This window comes from Mesobacillus thioparans (genome assembly GCF_965138835.1).
Taxonomy (GTDB): Bacteria; Bacillota; Bacilli; order Bacillales; family Cytobacillaceae; genus Mesobacillus; species Mesobacillus thioparans.
In genome coordinates this window covers 1-20030 of record NZ_CBCSFH010000025.1, presented here as the reverse complement: position 1 = coordinate 20030, position 20030 = coordinate 1, and the positions used below count along the sequence as shown (strand labels likewise).

Below are 20030 nucleotides of genomic sequence, written 5' to 3'. Positions count from 1 at the left end.
TATATCGAAAAAAGGAGGTAAAAAGTAAATGAACGAAAAATATAAACCGTTATTCAATTCTTTTTCATTTCAAAATGGAGTCAGCCTGAAAAACCGTCTTGTCATGGCACCGATGACAAACTTCTCATCCAATGAGGATGGAACCGTGACAGACGCAGAGGTAAAGTATTATGCCCGCCGTTCAAAAGGCGTCAGCATGGTAGTGACGGCCTGTACATACGTGACCAGGGATGGAAAAGGCTTCAAAGGTGAATTCGGGGCAGATACAGATGAGATGATTCCAAGTCTGCGCAATCTGGCTTCAGCTATAAAGGCGGAAGGCGCAAAAGCTGTGCTGCAAATTTTTCATGGAGGCCGCGAATGTCCGCCAGAACTAGTGCCGGATGGTGATATCGTCAGTGCAAGTGCCGTTCAATCAGAGCGGAACAGTGCGAAAGCTCCGCGTGAATTGTCAGTGGAAGAAGTGGAGAAGATCATTTCTGCCTTTGGAGAGACAACCCGCCGCGCAATCGAGGCAGGCTTTGATGGAGTCGAAATCCATGGAGCCAATGGGTATTTGATCCAGCAATTCTTCTCACCTCACTCAAACAGGCGTGAAGATCAATGGGGAGACTCTCTGGAAAAAAGGATGGCCTTCCCGCTAGCAGTTGTCGATGAGGTGAAAAAAGTAACAGCTGAGCATGCAACAGCACCGTTCATCATCGGGTACAGATTTTCCCCGGAAGAGCCGGAGGAGCCAGGTATTACGATGGCAGACACCCTCGAACTGATCGATGCCCTCGCAGAAAAGAATCTTGATTACCTGCACGTATCATTGAATGATTTCTGGTCAAAGCCAAGAAGAGGTGTGGATGATGACCGTTCACGGATGGAAGTCATCCATGAGCGAGTCGGGAAAAAAGTGCCTGTCATCGGTGTCGGTTCACTTTACAGTGCGGAAGATGTGATCAAGGCATTCGGAACAGGAGTGCCGCTGCTCGCGCTAGGCCGTGAACTGATCATTGACCCGGATTGGGTTGAAAAAGTCGAGACCGGCCGTGAAAATGAAATTGAAACAAAGCTTGATACAGGTGCGCAGGCGCGCCTCGTCGTACCAGATCCATTATGGCAAGCAATCGTCAACACACCAGGCTGGTTTCCAGGTGTACAATAAAAAAATGCTCTACAAAGAACCAAAGCTGCTGTGCTTTGGTTCTTTTTTTGAGGAAATTTTGTTTTATTGGCGATGTTCACAACTTTATTGGCGAACTGGAACTTCCGAACGATTTTTTCCCACTGCTTTGCCACATAAGTGTAAGATATGTCACCGTTAGCGGCAGCGAAACTCTTTATAATGTAATGGTGTAAGGGCTTACGTTTAATTCGAAGATCTGGATCCATCCTGCAGATAGGCACAGCCTTGCCAGATCCGATTACGGGAGGGATGTTTGTGTTGCTAACGGAAGAACAGAAAATGGTGCTCGATCTTTTTGAAGAAATGAAGGAACATGGCCATGAACAGGTGATTTTCAATTATGACAAAGCCACCGGTATGAAATCGATTGTCGCCATCCATGATACGACTCTTGGTCCAGCACTCGGCGGCTGCCGGATGTGGGATTATGAGTCGACCGATGAAGCGCTGCGGGATGTACTGCGCCTTTCCAAAGGGATGACCTATAAATGCGGAGTTTCAGGAGTGACATACGGAGGCGGGAAGGCCGTCATCATCGGCGATCCCAAGTCTGAAAAATCGGATGAACTTTTCCAGGCCTTTGGCTCGTTCATAGAAACATTGAAGGGACGCTTTTACACAGGGACCGATGTAGGAACAGTCGGCAAGGATTTCGTGTCCGCCGCAAAGCAAACATCTTATCTGGTCGGGCTTCCGGAGGAATATGGCGGCAGCGGCAACTCAGCCATCATTACGGCCTATGGAGTTTGGAAGGCGATCAAAGCGACCGCCAAAGAGATATTTGGTATCGATTCATTGGCGGGACGCAAAATTGCCGTGCAGGGGCTTGGCAAAGTTGGACGCTTCCTGGTGGGGCATCTTCATGATGAAGGAGCGGAGCTGGTCGTCACGGATATCTTTGAGGAAAATGTAAAAGAAGTTCTGGAGCAATATCCGGATATTGAGGCAGTTGAGCCTTTAGACATATACACCGTTGAATGCGACATTTTTTCACCGAATGCTCTTGGTGCTGTGATCAATGACATCAGTATTCCAAAGCTGAAATGCCTGGCGGTCGCCGGTGCTGCGAACAATGTGCTGGCAGAAGAACGCCACGGCGACATGCTGCATCAGAAGGGAATCCTCTATGCACCCGACTATGTCGCCAATGCCGGCGGGCTGATCCAGGTAGCGGACGAGTTGCACGACTACAGCAGGGAACGGGCTTTCAAGAATGCAAGCATGATTTATGACATCCTCGGGAAAATCTACAAAATCTCCAAAAATCACGATATACCAACGTATAAAGCTGCAAATATATTAGTAGAAGAGAAGATTGAAAAAATCAGCAGAATCCAGAGCAAATACAGAGGATAAGCAACAGGAGGTTAAAGAATGCGCTATCGGAACTTTAAGGAGGTCATTGCCGAAGCACAGGCAAGGCGGCCGGTAAAAATGAGCATCGCAGCCGCCCATGATCTCGATGTGCTCGTCGCTGTGAAGGCGGCCTTCGAGCTGGGAATCATTGAACCCTGCCTCGTCGGCGATCCGCAAAGAATCTTTGAGCTGGCAAAGGAAGTTGATTTTTCAGTGGAGGAATTTCCTGTTTATCCTGCCTATTCTGAAAAGGAGAATGCCTATATCGCTGCTAAGCTGGCGAGTGATGGGCATGTTCAGGCTATTATGAAAGGGTTTGTGAACAGCACGCCATTTTTAAAAGGGGTGCTGGATAAGGATCTTCATTTAAAAACAGGCCGCCTGATCAGTCACCTATCCGTGTTCGATATACCGGGAAGTGAACAGCTGATCTACATGACAGATGGAGGCATCAATATAGCACCGGATTTTCAGGGGAAAAAGCAAATCATCCTGAATGGAGTCGAGTTTCTGACAAGAATCGGCGTAGACCAGCCGCGGGTGGCGATTTTGGCAGCGAATGAACGTGTCAGCGAGAAAATGCCTGTCACCGTGGAGGCAGACGAACTGGCCATCCTGGTAAAAAAAGAATCCAGCCAGCCGCTGCTGATTGAAGGACCGCTTCCATTGGACCTGGCGATCAGCAGGGAATCGCTTTTGCACAAAGGGCTGGACAGCGAACTTCACGGGATGGCAGACTTGTTGATTGTCCCGACGATTGAGGCGGGCAATTTCCTGGGAAAGGCGATAACATATTTCGCCAGGGGAACGATGGCGGGAATCGTACTTGGTGCCAGGGTGCCATTGATTTTGAACTCACGCTCAGATTCAGCTGAGGCAAAATTAGCCTCGATTGCGCTTGCGGTCGTTGCTGCTTCCAATACAAGTGTCAGTGTATGAAGGATAGGTGAAAATCAATGAAAGTTCTAGGTATTAACCCCGGCTCGACCTCTACGAAACTGGCTGTTTATGAACATGAAAAATTGCTGTTTGAAGAGAACATTCGCCATGATGATGCTGAACTCATGAAGCTGGCGGATCTGACAGCGCAGCTTCCGTATCGGCTTGATGCCATCATGAGTGTCCTGGAGAAAAGGGATTTCCAGCTTTCCTCACTGGCCGCTGTCGTTGGCCGGGGAGGAATGCTGAAGCCAATGAGCAGCGGGACATATTTTGTGGATGATCACCTTTTGGAAGATGCGCGTTCAGGAAAATACGGCAATCATGCATCCAACCTCGGTTCCATCATCGCTGCTGAAATTGCCAGAGAATATCAGTTGCCTGTCTTCATTGTCGATCCTGTCGGTGTCGATGAATTGATTGAAGAAGCGAGGATTTCCGGTCTAGCAGATATCGAGAGGAAGAGCCATGTCCATGCGCTTAACATCAAAGCGGTGTCACGTAAAATTGCAGCTGAGCTTGGGAAGGAATTAGCTGATACAAGCTTTGTTGCCGCACATCTCGGGGGCGGCATTTCGGTTGCAGCGTTAAAGGGCGGCAGGATGATCGATGTGAACAATGCCGAAAACGAGGGTCCGTTCTCTCCAGAGAGGGCTGGCGGACTGCCGGCAAAGCAGCTTGTCCAGCTATGTTTTTCAGGGAAATACAGTGAAAAGGAATTACTCCAGCGAATGACAAAACAAGGCGGGATTTTTTCCTATCTCGGAACAAAAAGCGTGATAGAAATCGAACAACGTGTTAAATCTGGAGACCCTGATGCAGCTCTTGTTTTAAAGGCAATGGTCCATCAGATAGCCAAAGAAATCGGGGCAATGGCAACCGTTTTGGAGGGGAAGGCAGACGGCATCATTCTTACAGGAGGCATTTCCCATTCAGAAATGATCACAGAGTGGATCCGCGAGAAAGTGAGTTTCATAGGCGAAGTATTTGTCCTCCCGGGTGAAGCAGAAATGGAAGCCCTGGCATTTGGTGCCTTGAGAGTGCTGACAGGGCAGGAAGAAGCAGAAAGATATTAGTGAAAATGCCTGCAGATATGGGAATTCAATAGCTGCAGGCATTTGTCTGTTTTTTCAGGAATGCTCTTTTCGTAAACTATGTTGCTTTTACAATACTACAGCCTTAGGAATTGAGCATACTCTCGTAAATATCAACATTCGCATAAACAGCTGACAGGGTAGGGGCATCAATTTGAAGCTCGGCTGCCTTCTTCAGCAAAAAGCCAAACAGGTGGTCACCTTCTGTCAAGAGGGACTTTTCTATATCACGCTGAAGGGATGACTTCATGCCGTGGCCAATTTCGTTCAGCTTGTTCCATGTAGCATCCATCGCCCCTTCTGAAAGTGGGGCACCGATCGCAGTCATAATCTCTACTGTCTCATGCAGCAGGCTTTTGATCGTCTCCGCTCCCTGTGTTTGTTCCCGAATAGGACCGATTGGGGCTCTGAACAGTGAAGTGATGCCGCTTAAAGATGTTATGAATAAGTATTTTTGCCACATTTCCTGCTCGATATTTTCAGAGAGGCGGAAGTTGGCCTTGGTATCGTCAAAAGTGGCTTGTAACTGGAGGATTCTTTCTGAACGCTCACCATTTCGTTCCCCGAAAACCAAATCCTGAACTGGGCTGGTTTGAATCACCTTCCCGCTTTCATCCAGGGTTGTTTCGATAAAACAAAGTCCTCCGATCACTTTTTCCGGACCGAACGCTTCGGTTAAAGCATCAAGATGGGCAATCCCGTTCAGTAAAGGCAGGATCATTGTCCTGTCGCCAACGAATGGACGAATGCTGTCAATCGCGCCGTCCAAATGATAGGACTTCGTGGAAACGAGGATCACATCATAAGGCTCAGGCTGCGACTCAGGTCCAACTGTTTGCAGAGCGGGAAAATGCAGATCGCCATGGATGCTGGAAACAACCAGTCCGTTTTCCTTAAGCTGCTTCTGTCGTTTTTTACGCACAAGAAATGTCACGTCCGCTCCTTTTTCCAGGAGCCTTCCGCCAAAATAGCCGCCGATTGCTCCTGCACCAACGATTAATATTTTCATATCTATCAACCTCCAAGACTATGTGAAAGTGCACGCCTGATTCAAGCGTGCACTTTTCCTGCTTAATTTGCAAGGATGGCACCCAGGATGCCGCCTGCAGTAATTAGGACAATAATGATTTTGGCAAAAAGGGGTAGCTGCTCATTCCCTCTATTGTTGACTTGTTCTTCCTTCTCATTGACTGTCTTGCGGTATTCAGGACTGCAGCATCCGCTCATCGTTACGCCACCTTGTTGTAGTTCGAAATATCTTCATCAAGCGGGATGTTTTTAGCGCGAGCTTTTTTCGCAGCATTGAAGAACATGACCGTGATGACAGCTGTTACGATTAGCGCCCCGATATTGGAAATTGTCAGAGACAGACCGAATCCGATTGGCGCATTTAGGATATAAGACGTTACAGCCGCTGTCATGAACATGCCTGGAATCATTGCGATCCAGTAGTTCTTCTTGGCGATGAACAGGTACATGGCACCAACCCAAAGTGCGATGACCGCAGTGGACTGGTTAGCCCAGGAGAAGTATCTCCAAAGGATGGTGAAATCGACTTTAGTCAGTGCGAAAGAAATCACGAACAATGGAACAGCGATCCAAAGACGGCTAGTGATCTTCTTTTGTGAAAATTTGAAGTAGTCAGCAATGATCATACGTGCGCTTCGGAATGCAGTATCGCCAGAAGTGATTGGCAGTACGATTACACCCAGTACTGCAAGTGTTCCGCCGATTGCGCCGAGCATCAATGTTGAAGCTTCGCTGACGATCGCAGCAGGTCCGCCGTTTGCAAGCATATCGTTCAGGCCATTATAGCCATCAAACAAGCTCATTGCAGCAGCAGCCCAGATCATCGCGATGACACCTTCAGCGATCATCATGCCGTAGAAAATCTTGCGGCCTTGCTTTTCATTTTGCGTTGTACGAGAAATGATCGGTGTTTGTGTTGCATGGAAACCTGACAGCGCTCCGCAGGAAATCGTTAAGAATAACAGTGGGAAAATCGCTGCGCCGCCTGGATGGAAATTCGTTAATGATAATTCTGGAATTGGTGCTCCAGTAATGATAAGCATTGCGCCTACTCCAACCGCACTGATCAGCAGCAATGCGCCGAAGATCGGATAGAAGCGGCCGATGATTTTATCAACAGGCAGAAGTGTCGCTAAAATATAGTAAACAAAGATTGCTGCGATGATGAGGCCCATCGTCACTTTTCCGTCCATCAAATTGTGAAGAAGTCCGGCCGGAGCTGTGACGAACACGGTTCCCACCAATAGTAAAAGAAGAATCGCAAATGCATTTACAACGTGTTTCATGACCTTGCCGAGGAATTTCCCTGCAAGTTCAGGAAGGTGGGCACCTCTGTTCCGGATCGAAATCATCCCAGTGAGGTAGTCATGGACAGCACCGGCAAAGATGGCACCAAGAACGATCCAAAGGAAAGCGACCGGTCCATATAGCGCCCCCATGATCGGTCCAAAAATAGGTCCGACACCAGCGATGTTGAGAAGCTGGATCAATGAGTTCTTTGCTGTCGACATTGGCACATAGTCAACGTCATCCTTATGTGTATAAGCCGGAGTGGAACGACCCTCGTTCACGCCGAAAACCTTTTCTACAAACTTTCCATACGTAAAATAACCAATGATTAAAAGTGCAATACCAGCTAGAAAGGTATACATAGGAAACCTCCTTGAGTTTTGATGTATGCGTTTGCAATCATTATAAAAGAAAACGGTTACATGTGGCGGTTTTGTGAACAAGATGCAGGAAAACGGGATTGAAGTGCAGAATTTGTCGATTAAAATGCATCGTGAATATATTGAAATGCAAAAAAAGCATCTGATCAGATGCTTTTCAATAGCTGCTTATTATAGTTCAAGCTGGGTCCTTAATGCCTTTACATAATTCCGGCTCACCGAAAGCATTTCATCCCGGCCTTTGATTTCAAGCTGATAAGCACCGTTGAACCAGGGGGTGAGCCGAGTGACATATTCTAGGTTCACAAGATAGCTTTTATGGATCCGGAAAAAGGAATACGGAAGGAGCCGGCTTTCAAGTTCTTTTAATGGAGTCTTTGTTTCATATTCTTTTGCTTCCGTTACGATTTTTGAAAACTTCTCTTCCCGGGAAATATAAAGGATGTCTTTTGGCTCAAGATAAAAGATTTCGCCATCTCCTTCAACGGCAAGCTTGCCTGATGGTTTTCCCGGCTCTTGCCCGGCCGGCTGGAGGAAATGCTTCTCGATTCTGAGGATGGTTTCACTCAGCTGGTTTTCGTCATAAGGTTTCAGCAAGTAATCAACCGCTTCATATCGAAAGGCCTCTGCCGCAAATTGCGGATAGGCGGTGGCAAAAACGATCAATGGCGCTTTTTTTAAAGCCATCAGCGATTTAGCGGCTTCCATGCCGTTCATCTTTGGCATCTCCACATCCAGGAATACCACGTCAGGGTGGAGCTGCAGAGCTTTGACGACTGCCGCTTCACCTGTCTCCGCCTCGCCGACAACCTGGATGGAGGGGAATGATTTCAATAAATGCTTCAGTTCATCCCGGCTGTACATTTCATCATCTGCTATCAATGTCCGAATACTATTGTCCATCTACCGTTCCTCCACTTGTGGAATCGTAAAAGAAATCTTTGTGCCTTTTCCAGGTTCACTGGCGATCCTTAAGGAGAATTCTTCACCGAAGTTCATCGCAAGCCTCCGATTGACATTGAACAGGGCAATTCCGCTACCTGTATCAGATTCAATCATCTGCTTTCCCAGTTGATTCATCCGCTCCTTGCTTATTCCATGCCCATTGTCTTCAACAGATACGATTGTACCATTCTCCTCTTTTTGGATGGAGATACGGATGTGGCAATCTTGGTCCATATTCTTGATGCCGTGCTTGACTGCATTTTCGACGATCGGCTGCAATGTCAGCGGCGGAATCTTGACAAGCAGGGCGTCATCATCAATATCATAAGTAACCTTCAGTTTCTCGACAAAACGAGCCTCTTCGATTGAAAGATAGGCCTTCACATGACGCAATTCCTGTTCAAGTGTGGTGGTCGTCACGGTCGTGGCATTCAGGTTCTGCCGCAGGAAATGCGAAAGTGATACAAGAAGCGTCCTCGCTTTATTCGGGTCAATCCTGATCAGTGAGGTAATGACATTCATTGAGTTGAAAAGGAAGTGTGGGCTGATTTGGGCCTGTAGCGCCTTTACTTCTGCCTCCTTGGCAAGCTGATATGCTTTTTCAGCTTCTGCGCTTTCGAGCTGGTTGCTAAGCAGGTTGCTAAGTCCGGAAATCAATTCAATGACGACATTGGTGATTTCTTTTTCCGATTTGAAATAAAACTTAAGAGTGCCAATCGTTTCATCACGCAGCTTCAAAGGGGCAATCACCGCGGCGCCAAGCGGGCAGCTCTCTTCCCGGCAGTGGATCGTCTCATCATTCGCGATGACCAGCTTGCCGCTTTTTAGTACATCCCGGGTGATCTGCGTCTGGATCGGGCTGGTTGAACGGTGATGGTCATCCGCCAGGCCGATATGGGAGAGAATTTCCGTCTTATTTGTCATCGCAACCGCACTTGTCTGGACTTCCTTATGTAAAATCTCACAGACTGCCCGGGCGGAATCCGAATTGATGCCTTTGCGCAAATATGCGAGTGTCTGGTCGGCAATCCGCAGCGTTTTCTGGGCAAGCATCGCCCCTGTTTTTTCTTCTTCAGAAACGACATTTTTAATGACCATCAAAAATAGGGCAGAGCCGAGCCCGTTCGCCAGTATCATGGGGATACCGATGATTTCAACGAGAGTCTGCGCCTGATGGTACGGCTTCGCGATCAAAAGGATGATCATCATTTGCACCGTTTCGGCAATAGCTCCGACCATGAAGGCTGTCCTCAGATTGATATTGTTTCTCTTTTTTTGAAAACGGCCGGAAATGACGCCGGCGACGATTGCCGCAAGTCCGCAGGCAAGAGCAGTAAAGCCGCCAAGCGTGAAACGATGGAGCCCTGCAATGAGCCCTGCGCCGATCCCAACCTTGTAGCCGCCAAGCAAGCCGGCGATGACAATACCGATGACACGCGAATTGGCAATCGCCTCATCTGACGCAAGATCCGCAGCCCATGGATTGAACTGCAGATTATCAGTAGAGAAGCTCATGCCTGAATAGGTACCGATGATCCCGAAAAAACCGAAGAAGACAATCGCTAAATACTGCTGCCGGCGGTTTAGTGAATCATGGTAAATCAAGCCCCGGAAAAAGCGGAACCTTGTTAAAATGAAGGCAATTGTCACAATGATGCCAAGACGCTCGAGCATCGTGATGAGTAATTCAAACATAACTGCTCCCCTTGAAAAGTTAATATAATATCTGAACTCATTTTAATAGAAAGAGAAATAAAGTAAAAGAGTATGAGCTTATGCTGACTAACAAAAGAAATACCCCCCCAGCACTTGATGGGAAGGTTACTTAGAGCGTTTTTCTGCAACTACTTTTCCATCACTTTGGAGCTCAGCATAAAATACTTCCTCAAATCGATTGATTCCTTTCTTTTTTAATTCATTTGCCAGCCAGTCTTCACTCAAGCTTAATTCAGTAAGATTCTTTTTAACGATACGGCCATCGACGACCAGTTCCGAAGGTAAGAATTTTCGTGGTGTAATGGGAATACCAGTATTTTTATTAATAACATTTTCATATTCCACTTTCTTTAACACGCTGATTTGTCCATTTGGTTCAAGGATTGCGTAATCGACTTCTTTTATTGAGAAAACATTTTTAATTCTTAGCAGCATAGTGAGGTCATCCATATTTAGCTTATTGGACTTCATCGCTTTTTCATTTATTTTTCCCTGTTTGATAATAATGGTCGGTTCTCCGTCCAGCAGAATTCTTGCCTTAGGAGATTTAAGAGCGATGTATTCGATGGTAAGCGTTAAGAAAGCCCAGAGCGTCAAACCGGTAACCCCATTAATTAGTTTAATGTCTCTATGTACAACCATATCACCGGCTATATTTCCCAGAGCAATTCCGGTTATATAAGTAAAAAAGGTCATCTGGCTGAGCTGCTTTTTGCCAAGTACACGAGTAAGAAGGAATAATACACCAAAGCCTAAAAGGGTTCTCAAACTGGTAGTCAAAATGTTTTCCATGATACTCCTTGAAAGATAGGTATTTTTGATTATATTGCCCCTTTTATTTAAAAAAATAGTTCTTAATGTCAGTTTTGAAAATATATAAGGAAAAACTTGAAAAAAACGAGGTGGGAAAACCAATACCAATCTTGATATTGGCAGAGTAGGCATTTTTTATTGGCGAACTGGTAATTATGAACGATTTTTTTCCAGTTCGCCAATGATTAATTTATTTTAATATTCCCGCTTGATACATCAGCGTTGATTTCAAATTTCCCGTTGCCATGCTTGCCGCGGAGTCGGTTGTCAGATTCCTCTTTATTTTCAAGCGGAAAATCGGACGTGATGTCTCCGCTACTTATTTTTCCATTCAGAGTAAAATCGGAGTCATCAGGCAAATCCAATTCAATATAGCCGGAGCTGACGTTCAGGCTAACATCATCCGTCAACTGGTTCATCTGGATTTCCAGCTCCCCCGATGATACATCACCCGCGAGCTTGCCGGAATAATTTTTGATTTGGACACTGCCTGAACTGACATCAAATGAACCGGTAGCAGCATCAATCGATTCCATGTTAACCTCACCAGATGAACTCTGATGCTCAAGATTCTCAACATCGAAATTTTCCAGGGTGAGGCTGCCTGAACCAACATCGATTGCCAGGTTTCTCAGTTTCATCGGCTGTTGTGCTGATTTCCCTTTGAAAGCAATTTTTCCGGAACCGAGCTCGATGTCCATATCTTTTTCATAATCATCGGGGATATAGACGGTAAGTGAAGTTTGATCCATCCCAAACCAATTGAACCAGAAAAAGCCTTTCCGCTTAACACTTACCTGTATTTCATCGCCTTGCTGCTTCACTTTTACCGAGCCTTTACCATCCAATTCAGCACGCACATCATCACGTGCCTCTGGCACAATCTTCGTTTCGACACTGGAAACATCGATCGTGATTTTTTCCGTATCATTGGTCACCTTCGCTGAGTCTTCCGCTCTTGAAAAGTTAAGTGCGTCTCCGTCAAACATATAATTCCAACAGATATAAGCCCCGGTGATCACCAGGAAAATTACTAAAATACGCTTCATTAAAAAACACCTCTCCGTTTCATTCTATATTCAGATTAAGGCAAAACATTCCTTTTCCCAATGCACCACGGCTTTATATTCGGATGGGACCTGAGGCTGATTTCGGGTTATGTCGCCCATGCAAAAAAGCCAGATTCCTATTGGTTCGGGAATCTGGCTTCTTGGTGTAATTTCTTACGCTTTCGCTTCAAGTAGTTTCGCGATTTCTAAGATTGTCTCAACAGATTTCACCATATTATCCACAGAGATATATTCGAACCTGCCGTGGAAGTTCTCGCCGCCGGTAAAAATATTCGGAGTCGGCAGTCCCATATAGCTCAGCTGCGAACCATCAGTACCGCCGCGGATTGGTTTGACGATTGGCTTGATGCCGAGGTTTTCCATCGCTTCATAGACGATGTCGACGATTTCCTTTACCGGTTCGATTTTATCCTTCATATTGTAGTACTGATCATTCATTTCAAGTTGAACGCGGGTTTCTCCGTAAGTAAGCTTCAGCTCATTGGTGATTTTCTGCATCAAGTCCTTGCGTGCCTGGAACCTTTCACGGTCAAAGTCACGGATGATATAGCTCAGCGTCGTCTCCTCGACATCCCCATTAATCGAGCTAAGGTGGAAGAAGCCTTCATATCCTTCTGTGTGCTCAGGTGCTTCTCCGGCAGGAAGCTTGCTATTGAATTCCATCGCGATTTTGGCGGAGTTCACCATTTTGCCTTTTGCTGTTCCGGGGTGGACATTCTTTCCTTTAAAAGTCACTTTTGCACTTGCTGCGTTGAAGCTTTCATATTCCAGCTCGCCAAGCGGTCCGCCATCCACTGTATAAGCGAATTTTGCATTGAATGCCTCAACATCGAATTTATGTGGTCCTCTGCCGATTTCCTCATCAGGAGTGAAAGCGACACGGATTTTTCCATGATTGATTTCAGGGTGGTTGATCAAATAAGCCATCGCTGTCATGATCTCAGCGATTCCGGCCTTGTTGTCGGCACCGAGAAGAGTCGTACCATCTGTTGTAATCAATGTGTGGCCTTTGTACTGAGGCAGTTCAGGAAAATCAGCTGGCGACAGGATGATATTCTGCTCCTTATTCAGGATGATCTGGCTGCCATCGAAGTTTTCGACAACCTGCGGATTGACATTTTTGCCGGTAAAATCAGTGGCTGTATCAACGTGGGCAAGGAAGCCGATTGTTGGTACGTCCTTATCGGTATTGGCGGGAAGTGTCGCCATCACATAACCATTCTCGTCGATTGTGACTTCCTCCATGCCGATTGTCTTCAACTCCTCGACAAGCATATTGGCAAGGGTGAACTGGCCTTCTGTCGATGGAGTAGTTTCACTGTTTTCATTAGACTGCGTGTCTACTTTCACATAAGATGTGAACCTCTCGATTATCTCGTTTTTCATTGCTTTCATCTCCCATTACTATGTATATTTTCATATTAGCACAGATTGTCCCGAACACCATTTTAAAAAGAATGAAAATTCCATTTTTTGTATCGGGATTATTGTATAATAAAGTAAAGGAGGCTGGACAGTATGGGATATGTTTTCACGTTCATTGTACTGTTTGTCGTGTTTTATTTGATTTTCAAGGTGATCCGTTCCGGTAAATTGCCGAGCAACAACTACACACCATATGACGACTTAACCGAAGGGAAAAAGAAAGATGATTGATCTTGGCGTCGTCATTGTTTTGATGCTGTCACTCTGGTCGATTACGATCACCTTGCAGAAAATGACTGCCAGAATAATTGATAAGCAGGACCAGCAGCTCGAACTGTTAAAAGGAATCCGGGAAGAATTGAAAAATCGCAGAATATGAACTTTACTCTTTACATATATAAGAGTTAAGGCTAGGATAAAGACAACTGAATATTCGATGAACTACTAGGGGTGCCCTGCTGCGGGCTGAGAGGAAGACGCTAAGTCTTTTAACCCTTCGGACCTGATCTGGGTAATACCAGCGTAGGAAAGTAGTGTGAGAGAAAGTTTTCTTACTATGCTTTTAAGCCAGGTCCATTATTTGGATCTGGCTTTTTTATATTTTAAGGAGGTTTAAACAAATGGAATTAAAAGATCAAATTGTTTTAGTAACCGGAGGAAGCCGTGGACTTGGTGCAGAAACGGTCAAAGCTTTTGCGAGGGAAGGTGCAAAAGTTGTCATCAACTATTTTAAGAATGAAGAAAAGGCAAAGGTTCTGACAGAAACCATTGGCGAAAATGCCCTTGCACTCAGAGCGGATGTACGAGATCCAGCACAGGTCCAAAGCATATTCAGGTTGGCAAAAGAACATTTCGGGGCACCGATTACGACCATCGTGAATAATGCTCTTGTCAATTTCAAGTTTGACCCTATCGCGAATAAGGATGCATTCGCAGTTGGGTGGGAAGATTATCACCAGCAGCTTGAAGGAGCGGTTCGCGGTGCATTGAATACCATCCAGTCGGGACTGCCGGATATGAAAGAAGTGAAATTTGGGAGAATCGTCAACATTGGCACGAACCTGTTCCAGAACCCGGTTGTCGCCTATCATGACTATACAACAAGCAAGGCAGCTTTGCTGGGATTCACAAGGAATATGGCTAATGATCTTGGCAAGTACGGCGTAACTGTCAATATGGTTTCTGGCGGATTGCTCAAAATGACGGATGCTAGCTCTGCTACTTCGGAGGAAGTATTCCAGCTCATCGAATCGTCAACACCGCTTCGTAAAGTGACAGACCCGGCAGAAGTTGCAGACTCGATCTTGTTCTTTGCCTCTCCATGGGCACGCGCGGTTAACGGACAAAATCTGGTCGTAGATGGCGGTCTGGTGATGGACTAAATAAAAGGAATTCTGGTCGTAGACGGCGGCATGAGGATGAAGGAGGAATTGGAATGGATAAAAGAGAGATTGCTGGTTTGCTAGAAAAGGTCCGCAGGGAGAATCCGCTCGTCCATAACATTACCAATGTTGTGGTAACCAATTTTACTGCCAATGCTTTGCTGGCGTTGGGAGCATCTCCGGTTATGGCCTATGCACATGAAGAAGTTGCCGAAATGGCAGGCATGGCGGGTAGCCTTGTACTGAATATTGGAACGTTGCAGCCTGAAGTCGTACAGTCGATGTTGATTGCCGGCAAAGCGGCAAATGAGCAGGGAGTACCAGTCATTCTTGATCCGGTCGGTGCAGGGGCGACTGCTTATCGGACGGAAACGGCAAGAAGGCTGATGGAAGAACTGGAGATTGCGGTCATCAGGGGAAATGCTGCGGAAATTGCCAATGTAGCGGGAGAAAGCTGGGACATCCGGGGAGTTGATGCTGGGGAATCAAGAAGGGATGTTTTCACTCTTGCCGTATCAGTTGCTAAAAGGCTCAATTCCATAGTTGCCGTGACAGGCAAAGACGACATTATAACGGATGGAAGCTCAGCTTTCATTATCCATAATGGGCATCCGATTTTGACCAAAGTAACGGGGACTGGCTGCCTGCTTACTTCAGTGATTGGCGCTTTTGCTGCTGTTGAAAAGGATTTACTCAAGGCAGCAGCGGCTGCAGTCACCACCTATGGAGTGGCAGCAGAAATCGCTGCAGAAAAAAGTGTTGATAGTGGGCCAGGGAGTTTCCAGGCTGAATTTTTGAACCAGCTATACCTTGTCAATGAAGAGGAGATTAATAGAAAAAGTACTTTCGAGCAGAAGGAGGTAAATTTGATATGAATAGAGCATTGACAATCGCAGGCTCGGACAGCGGCGGCGGAGCTGGAATCCAGGCAGACCTGAAAACATTTCAGGAACTAAAGGTATTTGGCACATCGGCACTGACTGCTGTTACCGCGCAAAATACACTTGGTGTCCAGGGAGTTTTTCCAATGGACGCAGTGGCGGTAGCCAATCAGGTTCAATCTGTCGGTGAGGACATTGGAACGGACGCATTGAAAACGGGAATGCTTTTTAACACGGAAATCATCCAAGCGGTCTCGGAAAAAATAAAGCAGTTTGGCTGGGAAAAGGTCGTTGTCGATCCGGTCATGATCGCAAAAGGAGGGGCTTCATTACTCCAGCAGGAGGCTGTATCGGCCCTGAAAAAACATTTGCTCCCGCTCTGCCTCATCATTACCCCGAATATTCCCGAAGCCGAAGTGCTGACTGGCATGTCTATAAAAAGCATGGATGAGAAAAAGGAAGCGGCAAAACGAATACATATCCTTGGAGCGAAAAATGTAGTGATTAAAGGCGGGCATGATGAGGAAACAAACGAATCTGTTGATGTCCTGTTTGATGGAATAGAATACTCGTACTTTTCCACTCCAAGAATTATGACGGAGAACACCCACGGTACAGGCTGTACATTTTCCGCTGCCATCACAGCAAAGCTTGCGAAAGGGTCTTCGGTCCATGAAGCGGTTTCTGTGGCAAAAGATTTCATTCAGGCTGCTATTGCGAACCCGCTGAATATCGGGTGCGGACATGGACCTACTAACCATTGGGCCTATAATTTGAAAAGGGAAAGCGGGGTCATCGCATGGCAAGAATCAGTCCTGGAAAAATGAGGAGCTTGCTGAAGGTGTATTTTATCGCCGGCAGCACAAATTGTCTTAAGGAACCAGTCGAAGTGCTTGAAGAAGCGATTCTCGGAGGGATCACGATTTTTCAATACCGTGAAAAAGGAGAGGGGTGTCTTTGTGATTCGGAAAGGCTGGAGCTTGGCAAGAGGCTGCGAAATGTTTGCCGGGAAAATGGCATTCCATTCATTGTGAATGATCATATTGAATTGGCACTTGAGCTTGATGCGGATGGAGTCCATATCGGCCAGGAGGATGAGGAGGCACTCCAGGTTCGTGAAAAAATCGGAGATAAGGTTCTAGGAGTTTCCGTTCACAGTCGGGAAGAAGCTGAAAAAGCAATTCGTGCAGGGGCAGATTACTTTGGGGTTGGCCCAATTTTTCCAACGGCAACAAAGGAGGATGCAAAAGAGGTCCAGGGAACGGCCATGATTGAGAAGTTGAAAGACTTCGGCATACCCATGGTCGGGATCGGCGGAATCAATGCCGATAATGCAGACATTGTAACGAATGCCGGTGCTGACGGTGTTTCTGTGATCACAGCGATCAGCCATGCCGAGGATGTAAGGGCAGCAGCGGCCGGATTAAGAGAAAAAATCGAAGGAGGTAAAAAATGAGACATACACAAAAGATTACCCTCGCTGCGATGATGATGGCGATCGGTACATTGACGAGCCATATGTTGTTTATCCCGCTCGGAATCGTCAAGGTATTTCCGATGCAACATTTTATCAATGTATTGTCAGCCGTGCTGCTTGGTCCATACTATGCTGTTGCCCAGGCATTTGGGATTTCTTTGCTCAGGAATTTAATGGGCACTGGATCAGTCTTCGCGTTTCCTGGCAGCATGATCGGCGCTCTTCTGGCTGCCTATTTGTACAAAAAAACGGCGAAAGTGGGCTTTGCATTCGCAGGGGAAATAGTTGGCACCGGCATCATTGGTGCGATTGCCAGCTATCCGATTGCTGCATTGTTCCTGGGTAAAGAAGCAGCCTTGTTTGGAATGGTACCGGCATTTTTCGCGAGTTCACTTGCTGGTGCAGCAATCGGCTTCACGCTTCTGAAAATTTTCATGAAGAACGCTGCGAATAGATTGGAGATGAACAACAGAATGTAGTCTGGAAATGATTGCTTCCCACTGCCTTTAGCTGGAAATGAAAGTACTCCTGCTATATGATGATAAATAGAATCATATATACCAGCTGAAAAGGGTGACAATTTTGAGCAAAGAGAACAAGCTTGGATTGGTAGTGGATGTGGAGACGACGGGATTGGGTCCGGATTCGGATGAAATCATAGAATTGGCTTTGAAGCTGTTTTCTTTTCATGAAGAAACAGGGGAAATTATTGATATAGTTGATGAAGATTCTTATCTAAGGGAGCCGCTGTCGACAACAGCGCAAAGAAATTATGACAGGGCATACCGGATCCATGGGATTCATTACGACATGGTGCGCGGCAAGACATTTTACGATGAAAAAATCATGGAATACTTCAATCGCACCGATGCGATCTTTGCGCATAATGCTTCCTTCGACCGAAGCTTCTTATTGCGGATGTATCCGGAAGTCAATGAGATGCAGTGGTATTGCACGATGAAGAATGTGAAATGGAAAAACCATGGTTTCCCGAACAGCAAGCTGCTGACGCTGCTGCAGGCGCACAACATCTCGAATCACCAGACCCACAGGGCGATGGATGATATTACATATTTGACAGAACTTTTGAAGCAACAGAATCCTGACGGAGATTACTATTTAAAAGAAGTGCTGGCGTACGGTCCAATGCGGAAGTACCAGCCAGCCACCAAACAAAGAAGACGGATGTTTTACTAGTTTTTCATAAATATCATTCGCGCGTCTGCCTTTTGGACTATCTCATGGTCGAAAAGGTTTTTTTTCATTTTAAGAAAATTTACATATTTTTTATGAGCGCTTTTCATGGTAAAATGACAAAAGTAAATTTTTAAAGAATAGTAATTTTCTAATAAAAAAGGTTTAAGTTTGTTTTTATATGTTTATAAGAAGTAGGTTATGATGCCAATATCTTGGGTTTTTAACAACCAAGATGATTTGGCGGCAGTCGAGAAGATTATTATACGAGGAATACAATTGGGATTAGAAACGAGGAATTTCACCATGAAAAAATCAACAGGAAATGAACTACAGCGGGGGTTGGAGCAGAGGCATATTACCCTGATGTCTTTAGGGGCAGCGATTGGGGTCGGATTGTTTCTCGGCTCAGCAACTGCCATCAAATTAGCGGGTCCAGGAATCTTGCTGGGTTACGCTTTCAGTGGAATGATTATGTTTTTCATTATGAGAGCGCTTGGGGAAATGGCCATTGAAAAGCCGGTTTCCGGATCATTCAGCAAGTATGCGAGGGATTACCTGGGACCGCTGGCAGGATACATCACTGGCTGGAATTATTGGTTTCTATGGATTGTAACAGGCATGGCAGAAATCACTGCAGTCGGCATATACATGGAATACTGGTTTCCGGAAACACCACGCTGGATTTGGGCGCTCGCTGCCCTGGTGATCATGGCATCAGTCAATTTCCTGGCCGTGAAAGCATATGGGGAACTTGAATTTTGGTTTGCGCTGATTAAGATTGTCACGATTTTGGCGATGATTGTTTCAGGGGCCGGCATGATCATATGGGGAATCGGCAATGGCGGAATTCCAACAGGGATCCAGAACTTATGGGAGAACGGCGGCTTATTTCCGAACGGGATTAAAGGTGTTCTTTTATCATTGCAAATGGTCATGTTTGCTTACCTGGGAATCGAGATGATCGGGATTACCGCTGGTGAAGTCAAGAATCCTGAGAAATCACTTTCGAGAGCAATCGATTCCGTATTCTGGCGCATCCTGATCTTCTATGTCGGGGCATTGTTTGTGATTATGTCCATCTATCCATGGAATGAGATCGGGGAAAAAGGAAGTCCTTTCGTTATCACTTTTGAACAATTAGGAATTCCTGCTGCAGCAGGCATCATCAATTTCGTCGTGCTGACTGCTGCACTATCATCCTGCAATAGCGGGATCTTCAGCACAGGCCGGATGCTGTTCAATCTAGCCAACCACGGGGAAGCGCCACAGAAATTCAGCAAGTTGACGAAGAACGGGGTCCCTGGATTTGCCATTCTGGCCTCGGCTGGGGCATTGCTGATTGGAGTCGCCTTGAATTACATTGTCCCGGCAAAAGTGTTTGCATGGGTGACAAGCATTGCGACGTTTGGGGCGATTTGGACCTGGGCAATCATTCTCCTCTCACAGATTCGTTACCGCAAAAGCCTGCACAAGAATGAAGTGGACAAGCTGAAATATAAGCTGCCATTATTTCCGTTCACTTCCTATATATCATTGGCATTCCTGGCTTTTGTAGTCATACTGATGGCCTTCAGCCCTGACACAAGAATCGCCCTTTTCATCGGGCCGCTGTGGCTGGTACTTCTAACAGGGTTTTACTATGCAAAAGGCTTTCATAAAAAGGATCATGAAACGAACATTTCAAATGCAGGGTAAATTAAATGCGCCCGCTCTTCCTTGTTGAAGAGCAGGCGCATTTTTAATTGTTTAGCGTACAATGTCAAATACTTTTTTAAGTTTTTTGGGTAACTCAAACACACTTACCGTAAATTCTATTTTTTACCAGTAACAATTAACCAAGTTTATTAAAAACAGATGCCATC

21 protein-coding genes and 1 riboswitch are annotated in these 20030 nt (G+C 46.0%); of the genes, 13 read left to right on the top strand and 8 right to left on the bottom strand.

Annotated features, from left to right (window positions below; genetic code table 11):
- The first annotated feature begins 28 nt into the window (after nucleotides 1-28).
- The 4 genes from ACNAZ4_RS23370 to buk all read left to right on the top strand — a co-directional run bounded on the left by ACNAZ4_RS23370 (nucleotide 29) and on the right by buk (nucleotide 4545).
- Nucleotides 29-1153 (top strand): NADH-dependent flavin oxidoreductase, encoded by a 1125-nt coding sequence (locus ACNAZ4_RS23370; protein ID WP_415818622.1) that lies wholly within the window; start codon nucleotides 29-31, stop codon nucleotides 1151-1153.
- A gap of 300 nt (nucleotides 1154-1453) precedes the next feature.
- On the top strand, nucleotides 1454-2530 hold the full coding sequence (locus ACNAZ4_RS23365; protein ID WP_415818651.1) for a Glu/Leu/Phe/Val family dehydrogenase: 1077 nt from the start codon (nucleotides 1454-1456) through the stop codon (nucleotides 2528-2530).
- 18 nt (nucleotides 2531-2548) lie between these two features.
- A complete protein-coding gene (locus ACNAZ4_RS23360; protein ID WP_415818621.1) occupies nucleotides 2549-3469 on the top strand; it encodes a phosphate acyltransferase in 921 nt (306 codons plus the stop codon).
- A 17-nt stretch (nucleotides 3470-3486) separates the two neighbouring features.
- A complete protein-coding gene (gene buk, locus ACNAZ4_RS23355) occupies nucleotides 3487-4545 on the top strand; it encodes a butyrate kinase (RefSeq protein WP_415818620.1) in 1059 nt (352 codons plus the stop codon).
- Nucleotides 4546-4648: 103 nt separating this feature from the next.
- On the opposite strand, the gene ACNAZ4_RS23350 is transcribed toward buk, so the two are convergent.
- The 8 genes from ACNAZ4_RS23350 to pepT form a co-directional block, all read right to left on the bottom strand.
- Entirely contained in the window at nucleotides 4649-5572 is a 924-nt protein-coding gene (locus tag ACNAZ4_RS23350; protein ID WP_415818619.1) for a ketopantoate reductase family protein, read from the bottom strand.
- 62 nt (nucleotides 5573-5634) lie between these two features.
- Nucleotides 5635-5790, bottom strand: coding sequence for a hypothetical protein (locus ACNAZ4_RS23345; protein ID WP_415818618.1), 156 nt, complete (start codon nucleotides 5788-5790; stop codon nucleotides 5635-5637).
- Between the two features lie 2 nt (nucleotides 5791-5792).
- A complete protein-coding gene (locus ACNAZ4_RS23340) occupies nucleotides 5793-7244 on the bottom strand; it encodes a carbon starvation CstA family protein (protein WP_415818617.1) in 1452 nt (483 codons plus the stop codon).
- Between the two features lie 189 nt (nucleotides 7245-7433).
- On the bottom strand, nucleotides 7434-8165 hold the full coding sequence (locus tag ACNAZ4_RS23335; RefSeq protein ID WP_415818616.1) for a LytR/AlgR family response regulator transcription factor: 732 nt from the start codon (nucleotides 8163-8165) through the stop codon (nucleotides 7434-7436).
- Complete coding sequence (locus ACNAZ4_RS23330) at nucleotides 8166-9902, bottom strand: LytS/YhcK type 5TM receptor domain-containing protein (RefSeq protein WP_415818615.1); 1737 nt, start codon at nucleotides 9900-9902, stop codon at nucleotides 8166-8168.
- Nucleotides 9903-10028: 126 nt separating this feature from the next.
- Nucleotides 10029-10715: a YetF domain-containing protein gene (locus ACNAZ4_RS23325; protein ID WP_415818614.1), complete on the bottom strand. Its 687-nt coding sequence runs from the start codon at nucleotides 10713-10715 to the stop codon at nucleotides 10029-10031.
- A 206-nt stretch (nucleotides 10716-10921) separates the two neighbouring features.
- Complete coding sequence (gene liaG / locus ACNAZ4_RS23320) at nucleotides 10922-11785, bottom strand: LiaG family protein (protein WP_415818612.1); 864 nt, start codon at nucleotides 11783-11785, stop codon at nucleotides 10922-10924.
- A 174-nt stretch (nucleotides 11786-11959) separates the two neighbouring features.
- Nucleotides 11960-13192: a peptidase T gene (pepT, locus tag ACNAZ4_RS23315; protein WP_415818610.1), complete on the bottom strand. Its 1233-nt coding sequence runs from the start codon at nucleotides 13190-13192 to the stop codon at nucleotides 11960-11962.
- 132 nt (nucleotides 13193-13324) lie between these two features.
- On the opposite strand from pepT, the gene ACNAZ4_RS23310 reads away from it, so the two are divergent.
- The 9 genes from ACNAZ4_RS23310 (at nucleotide 13325) to ACNAZ4_RS23270 (ending at nucleotide 19863) form a co-directional block, all read left to right on the top strand.
- A complete protein-coding gene (locus tag ACNAZ4_RS23310; protein ID WP_415818608.1) occupies nucleotides 13325-13462 on the top strand; it encodes a hypothetical protein in 138 nt (45 codons plus the stop codon).
- Nucleotides 13455-13610 carry a hypothetical protein gene (locus ACNAZ4_RS23305; RefSeq protein ID WP_415818606.1) on the top strand — a complete coding sequence of 52 codons (156 nt, stop codon included), beginning with the start codon at nucleotides 13455-13457 and terminating at the stop codon, nucleotides 13608-13610. Before ACNAZ4_RS23310 ends, ACNAZ4_RS23305 begins: the two co-directional genes overlap by 8 nt.
- Before the next feature lie 57 nt (nucleotides 13611-13667).
- Nucleotides 13668-13777, top strand: a riboswitch (TPP riboswitch).
- A 74-nt stretch (nucleotides 13778-13851) separates the two neighbouring features.
- Complete coding sequence (locus ACNAZ4_RS23300; protein ID WP_415818604.1) at nucleotides 13852-14613, top strand: 3-oxoacyl-ACP reductase; 762 nt, start codon at nucleotides 13852-13854, stop codon at nucleotides 14611-14613.
- 53 nt (nucleotides 14614-14666) lie between these two features.
- Complete coding sequence (gene thiM, locus ACNAZ4_RS23295; RefSeq protein WP_415818603.1) at nucleotides 14667-15488, top strand: hydroxyethylthiazole kinase; 822 nt, start codon at nucleotides 14667-14669, stop codon at nucleotides 15486-15488.
- The gene (gene thiD / locus ACNAZ4_RS23290; protein WP_415818601.1) at nucleotides 15485-16321 is read left to right on the top strand and encodes a bifunctional hydroxymethylpyrimidine kinase/phosphomethylpyrimidine kinase; all 837 of its coding nucleotides are present in this window, start codon (nucleotides 15485-15487) and stop codon (nucleotides 16319-16321) included. The genes thiM and thiD overlap by 4 nt, the downstream gene beginning before the upstream one ends.
- Nucleotides 16294-16950: a thiamine phosphate synthase gene (thiE, locus tag ACNAZ4_RS23285; protein WP_415818599.1), complete on the top strand. Its 657-nt coding sequence runs from the start codon at nucleotides 16294-16296 to the stop codon at nucleotides 16948-16950. The genes thiD and thiE overlap by 28 nt, the downstream gene beginning before the upstream one ends.
- Nucleotides 16947-17450 (top strand): energy coupling factor transporter S component ThiW, encoded by a 504-nt coding sequence (thiW, locus tag ACNAZ4_RS23280; protein ID WP_415818597.1) that lies wholly within the window; start codon nucleotides 16947-16949, stop codon nucleotides 17448-17450. Before thiE ends, thiW begins: the two co-directional genes overlap by 4 nt.
- Nucleotides 17451-17553: 103 nt before the next feature.
- Nucleotides 17554-18168, top strand: coding sequence for an exonuclease domain-containing protein (locus tag ACNAZ4_RS23275; protein WP_415818595.1), 615 nt, complete (start codon nucleotides 17554-17556; stop codon nucleotides 18166-18168).
- A 303-nt stretch (nucleotides 18169-18471) separates the two neighbouring features.
- On the top strand, nucleotides 18472-19863 hold the full coding sequence (locus tag ACNAZ4_RS23270) for an amino acid permease (RefSeq protein ID WP_415818593.1): 1392 nt from the start codon (nucleotides 18472-18474) through the stop codon (nucleotides 19861-19863).
- Nucleotides 19864-20030 lie beyond the last annotated feature (167 nt).

Excerpts from the sequence above, each read along its gene's own strand:
- ACNAZ4_RS23340 (WP_415818617.1), bottom strand. The coding sequence starts at position 7,244 with ATGTATACCTTTCTAGCTGGTATTGCACTTTTAATCATTGGTTATTTT.
- ACNAZ4_RS23370 (WP_415818622.1), top strand. The coding sequence starts at position 29 with ATGAACGAAAAATATAAACCGTTATTCAATTCTTTTTCATTTCAAAAT.
- ACNAZ4_RS23335 (WP_415818616.1), bottom strand. The coding sequence starts at position 8,165 with ATGGACAATAGTATTCGGACATTGATAGCAGATGATGAAATGTACAGC.
- buk (WP_415818620.1), top strand. The coding sequence starts at position 3,487 with ATGAAAGTTCTAGGTATTAACCCCGGCTCGACCTCTACGAAACTGGCT.
- ACNAZ4_RS23305 (WP_415818606.1), top strand. The coding sequence starts at position 13,455 with ATGATTGATCTTGGCGTCGTCATTGTTTTGATGCTGTCACTCTGGTCG.
- ACNAZ4_RS23310 (WP_415818608.1), top strand. The coding sequence starts at position 13,325 with ATGGGATATGTTTTCACGTTCATTGTACTGTTTGTCGTGTTTTATTTG.
- thiM (WP_415818603.1), top strand. The coding sequence starts at position 14,667 with ATGGATAAAAGAGAGATTGCTGGTTTGCTAGAAAAGGTCCGCAGGGAG.
- ACNAZ4_RS23365 (WP_415818651.1), top strand. The coding sequence starts at position 1,454 with ATGGTGCTCGATCTTTTTGAAGAAATGAAGGAACATGGCCATGAACAG.
- ACNAZ4_RS23360 (WP_415818621.1), top strand. The coding sequence starts at position 2,549 with ATGCGCTATCGGAACTTTAAGGAGGTCATTGCCGAAGCACAGGCAAGG.
- thiW (WP_415818597.1), top strand. The coding sequence starts at position 16,947 with ATGAGACATACACAAAAGATTACCCTCGCTGCGATGATGATGGCGATC.
- ACNAZ4_RS23270 (WP_415818593.1), top strand. The coding sequence starts at position 18,472 with ATGAAAAAATCAACAGGAAATGAACTACAGCGGGGGTTGGAGCAGAGG.
- thiE (WP_415818599.1), top strand. The coding sequence starts at position 16,294 with ATGGCAAGAATCAGTCCTGGAAAAATGAGGAGCTTGCTGAAGGTGTAT.
- liaG (WP_415818612.1), bottom strand. The coding sequence starts at position 11,785 with ATGAAGCGTATTTTAGTAATTTTCCTGGTGATCACCGGGGCTTATATC.
- ACNAZ4_RS23350 (WP_415818619.1), bottom strand. The coding sequence starts at position 5,572 with ATGAAAATATTAATCGTTGGTGCAGGAGCAATCGGCGGCTATTTTGGC.
- pepT (WP_415818610.1), bottom strand. The coding sequence starts at position 13,192 with ATGAAAAACGAGATAATCGAGAGGTTCACATCTTATGTGAAAGTAGAC.
- ACNAZ4_RS23345 (WP_415818618.1), bottom strand. The coding sequence starts at position 5,790 with ATGAGCGGATGCTGCAGTCCTGAATACCGCAAGACAGTCAATGAGAAG.
- ACNAZ4_RS23330 (WP_415818615.1), bottom strand. The coding sequence starts at position 9,902 with ATGTTTGAATTACTCATCACGATGCTCGAGCGTCTTGGCATCATTGTG.
- ACNAZ4_RS23325 (WP_415818614.1), bottom strand. The coding sequence starts at position 10,715 with ATGGAAAACATTTTGACTACCAGTTTGAGAACCCTTTTAGGCTTTGGT.
- ACNAZ4_RS23300 (WP_415818604.1), top strand. The coding sequence starts at position 13,852 with ATGGAATTAAAAGATCAAATTGTTTTAGTAACCGGAGGAAGCCGTGGA.
- thiD (WP_415818601.1), top strand. The coding sequence starts at position 15,485 with ATGAATAGAGCATTGACAATCGCAGGCTCGGACAGCGGCGGCGGAGCT.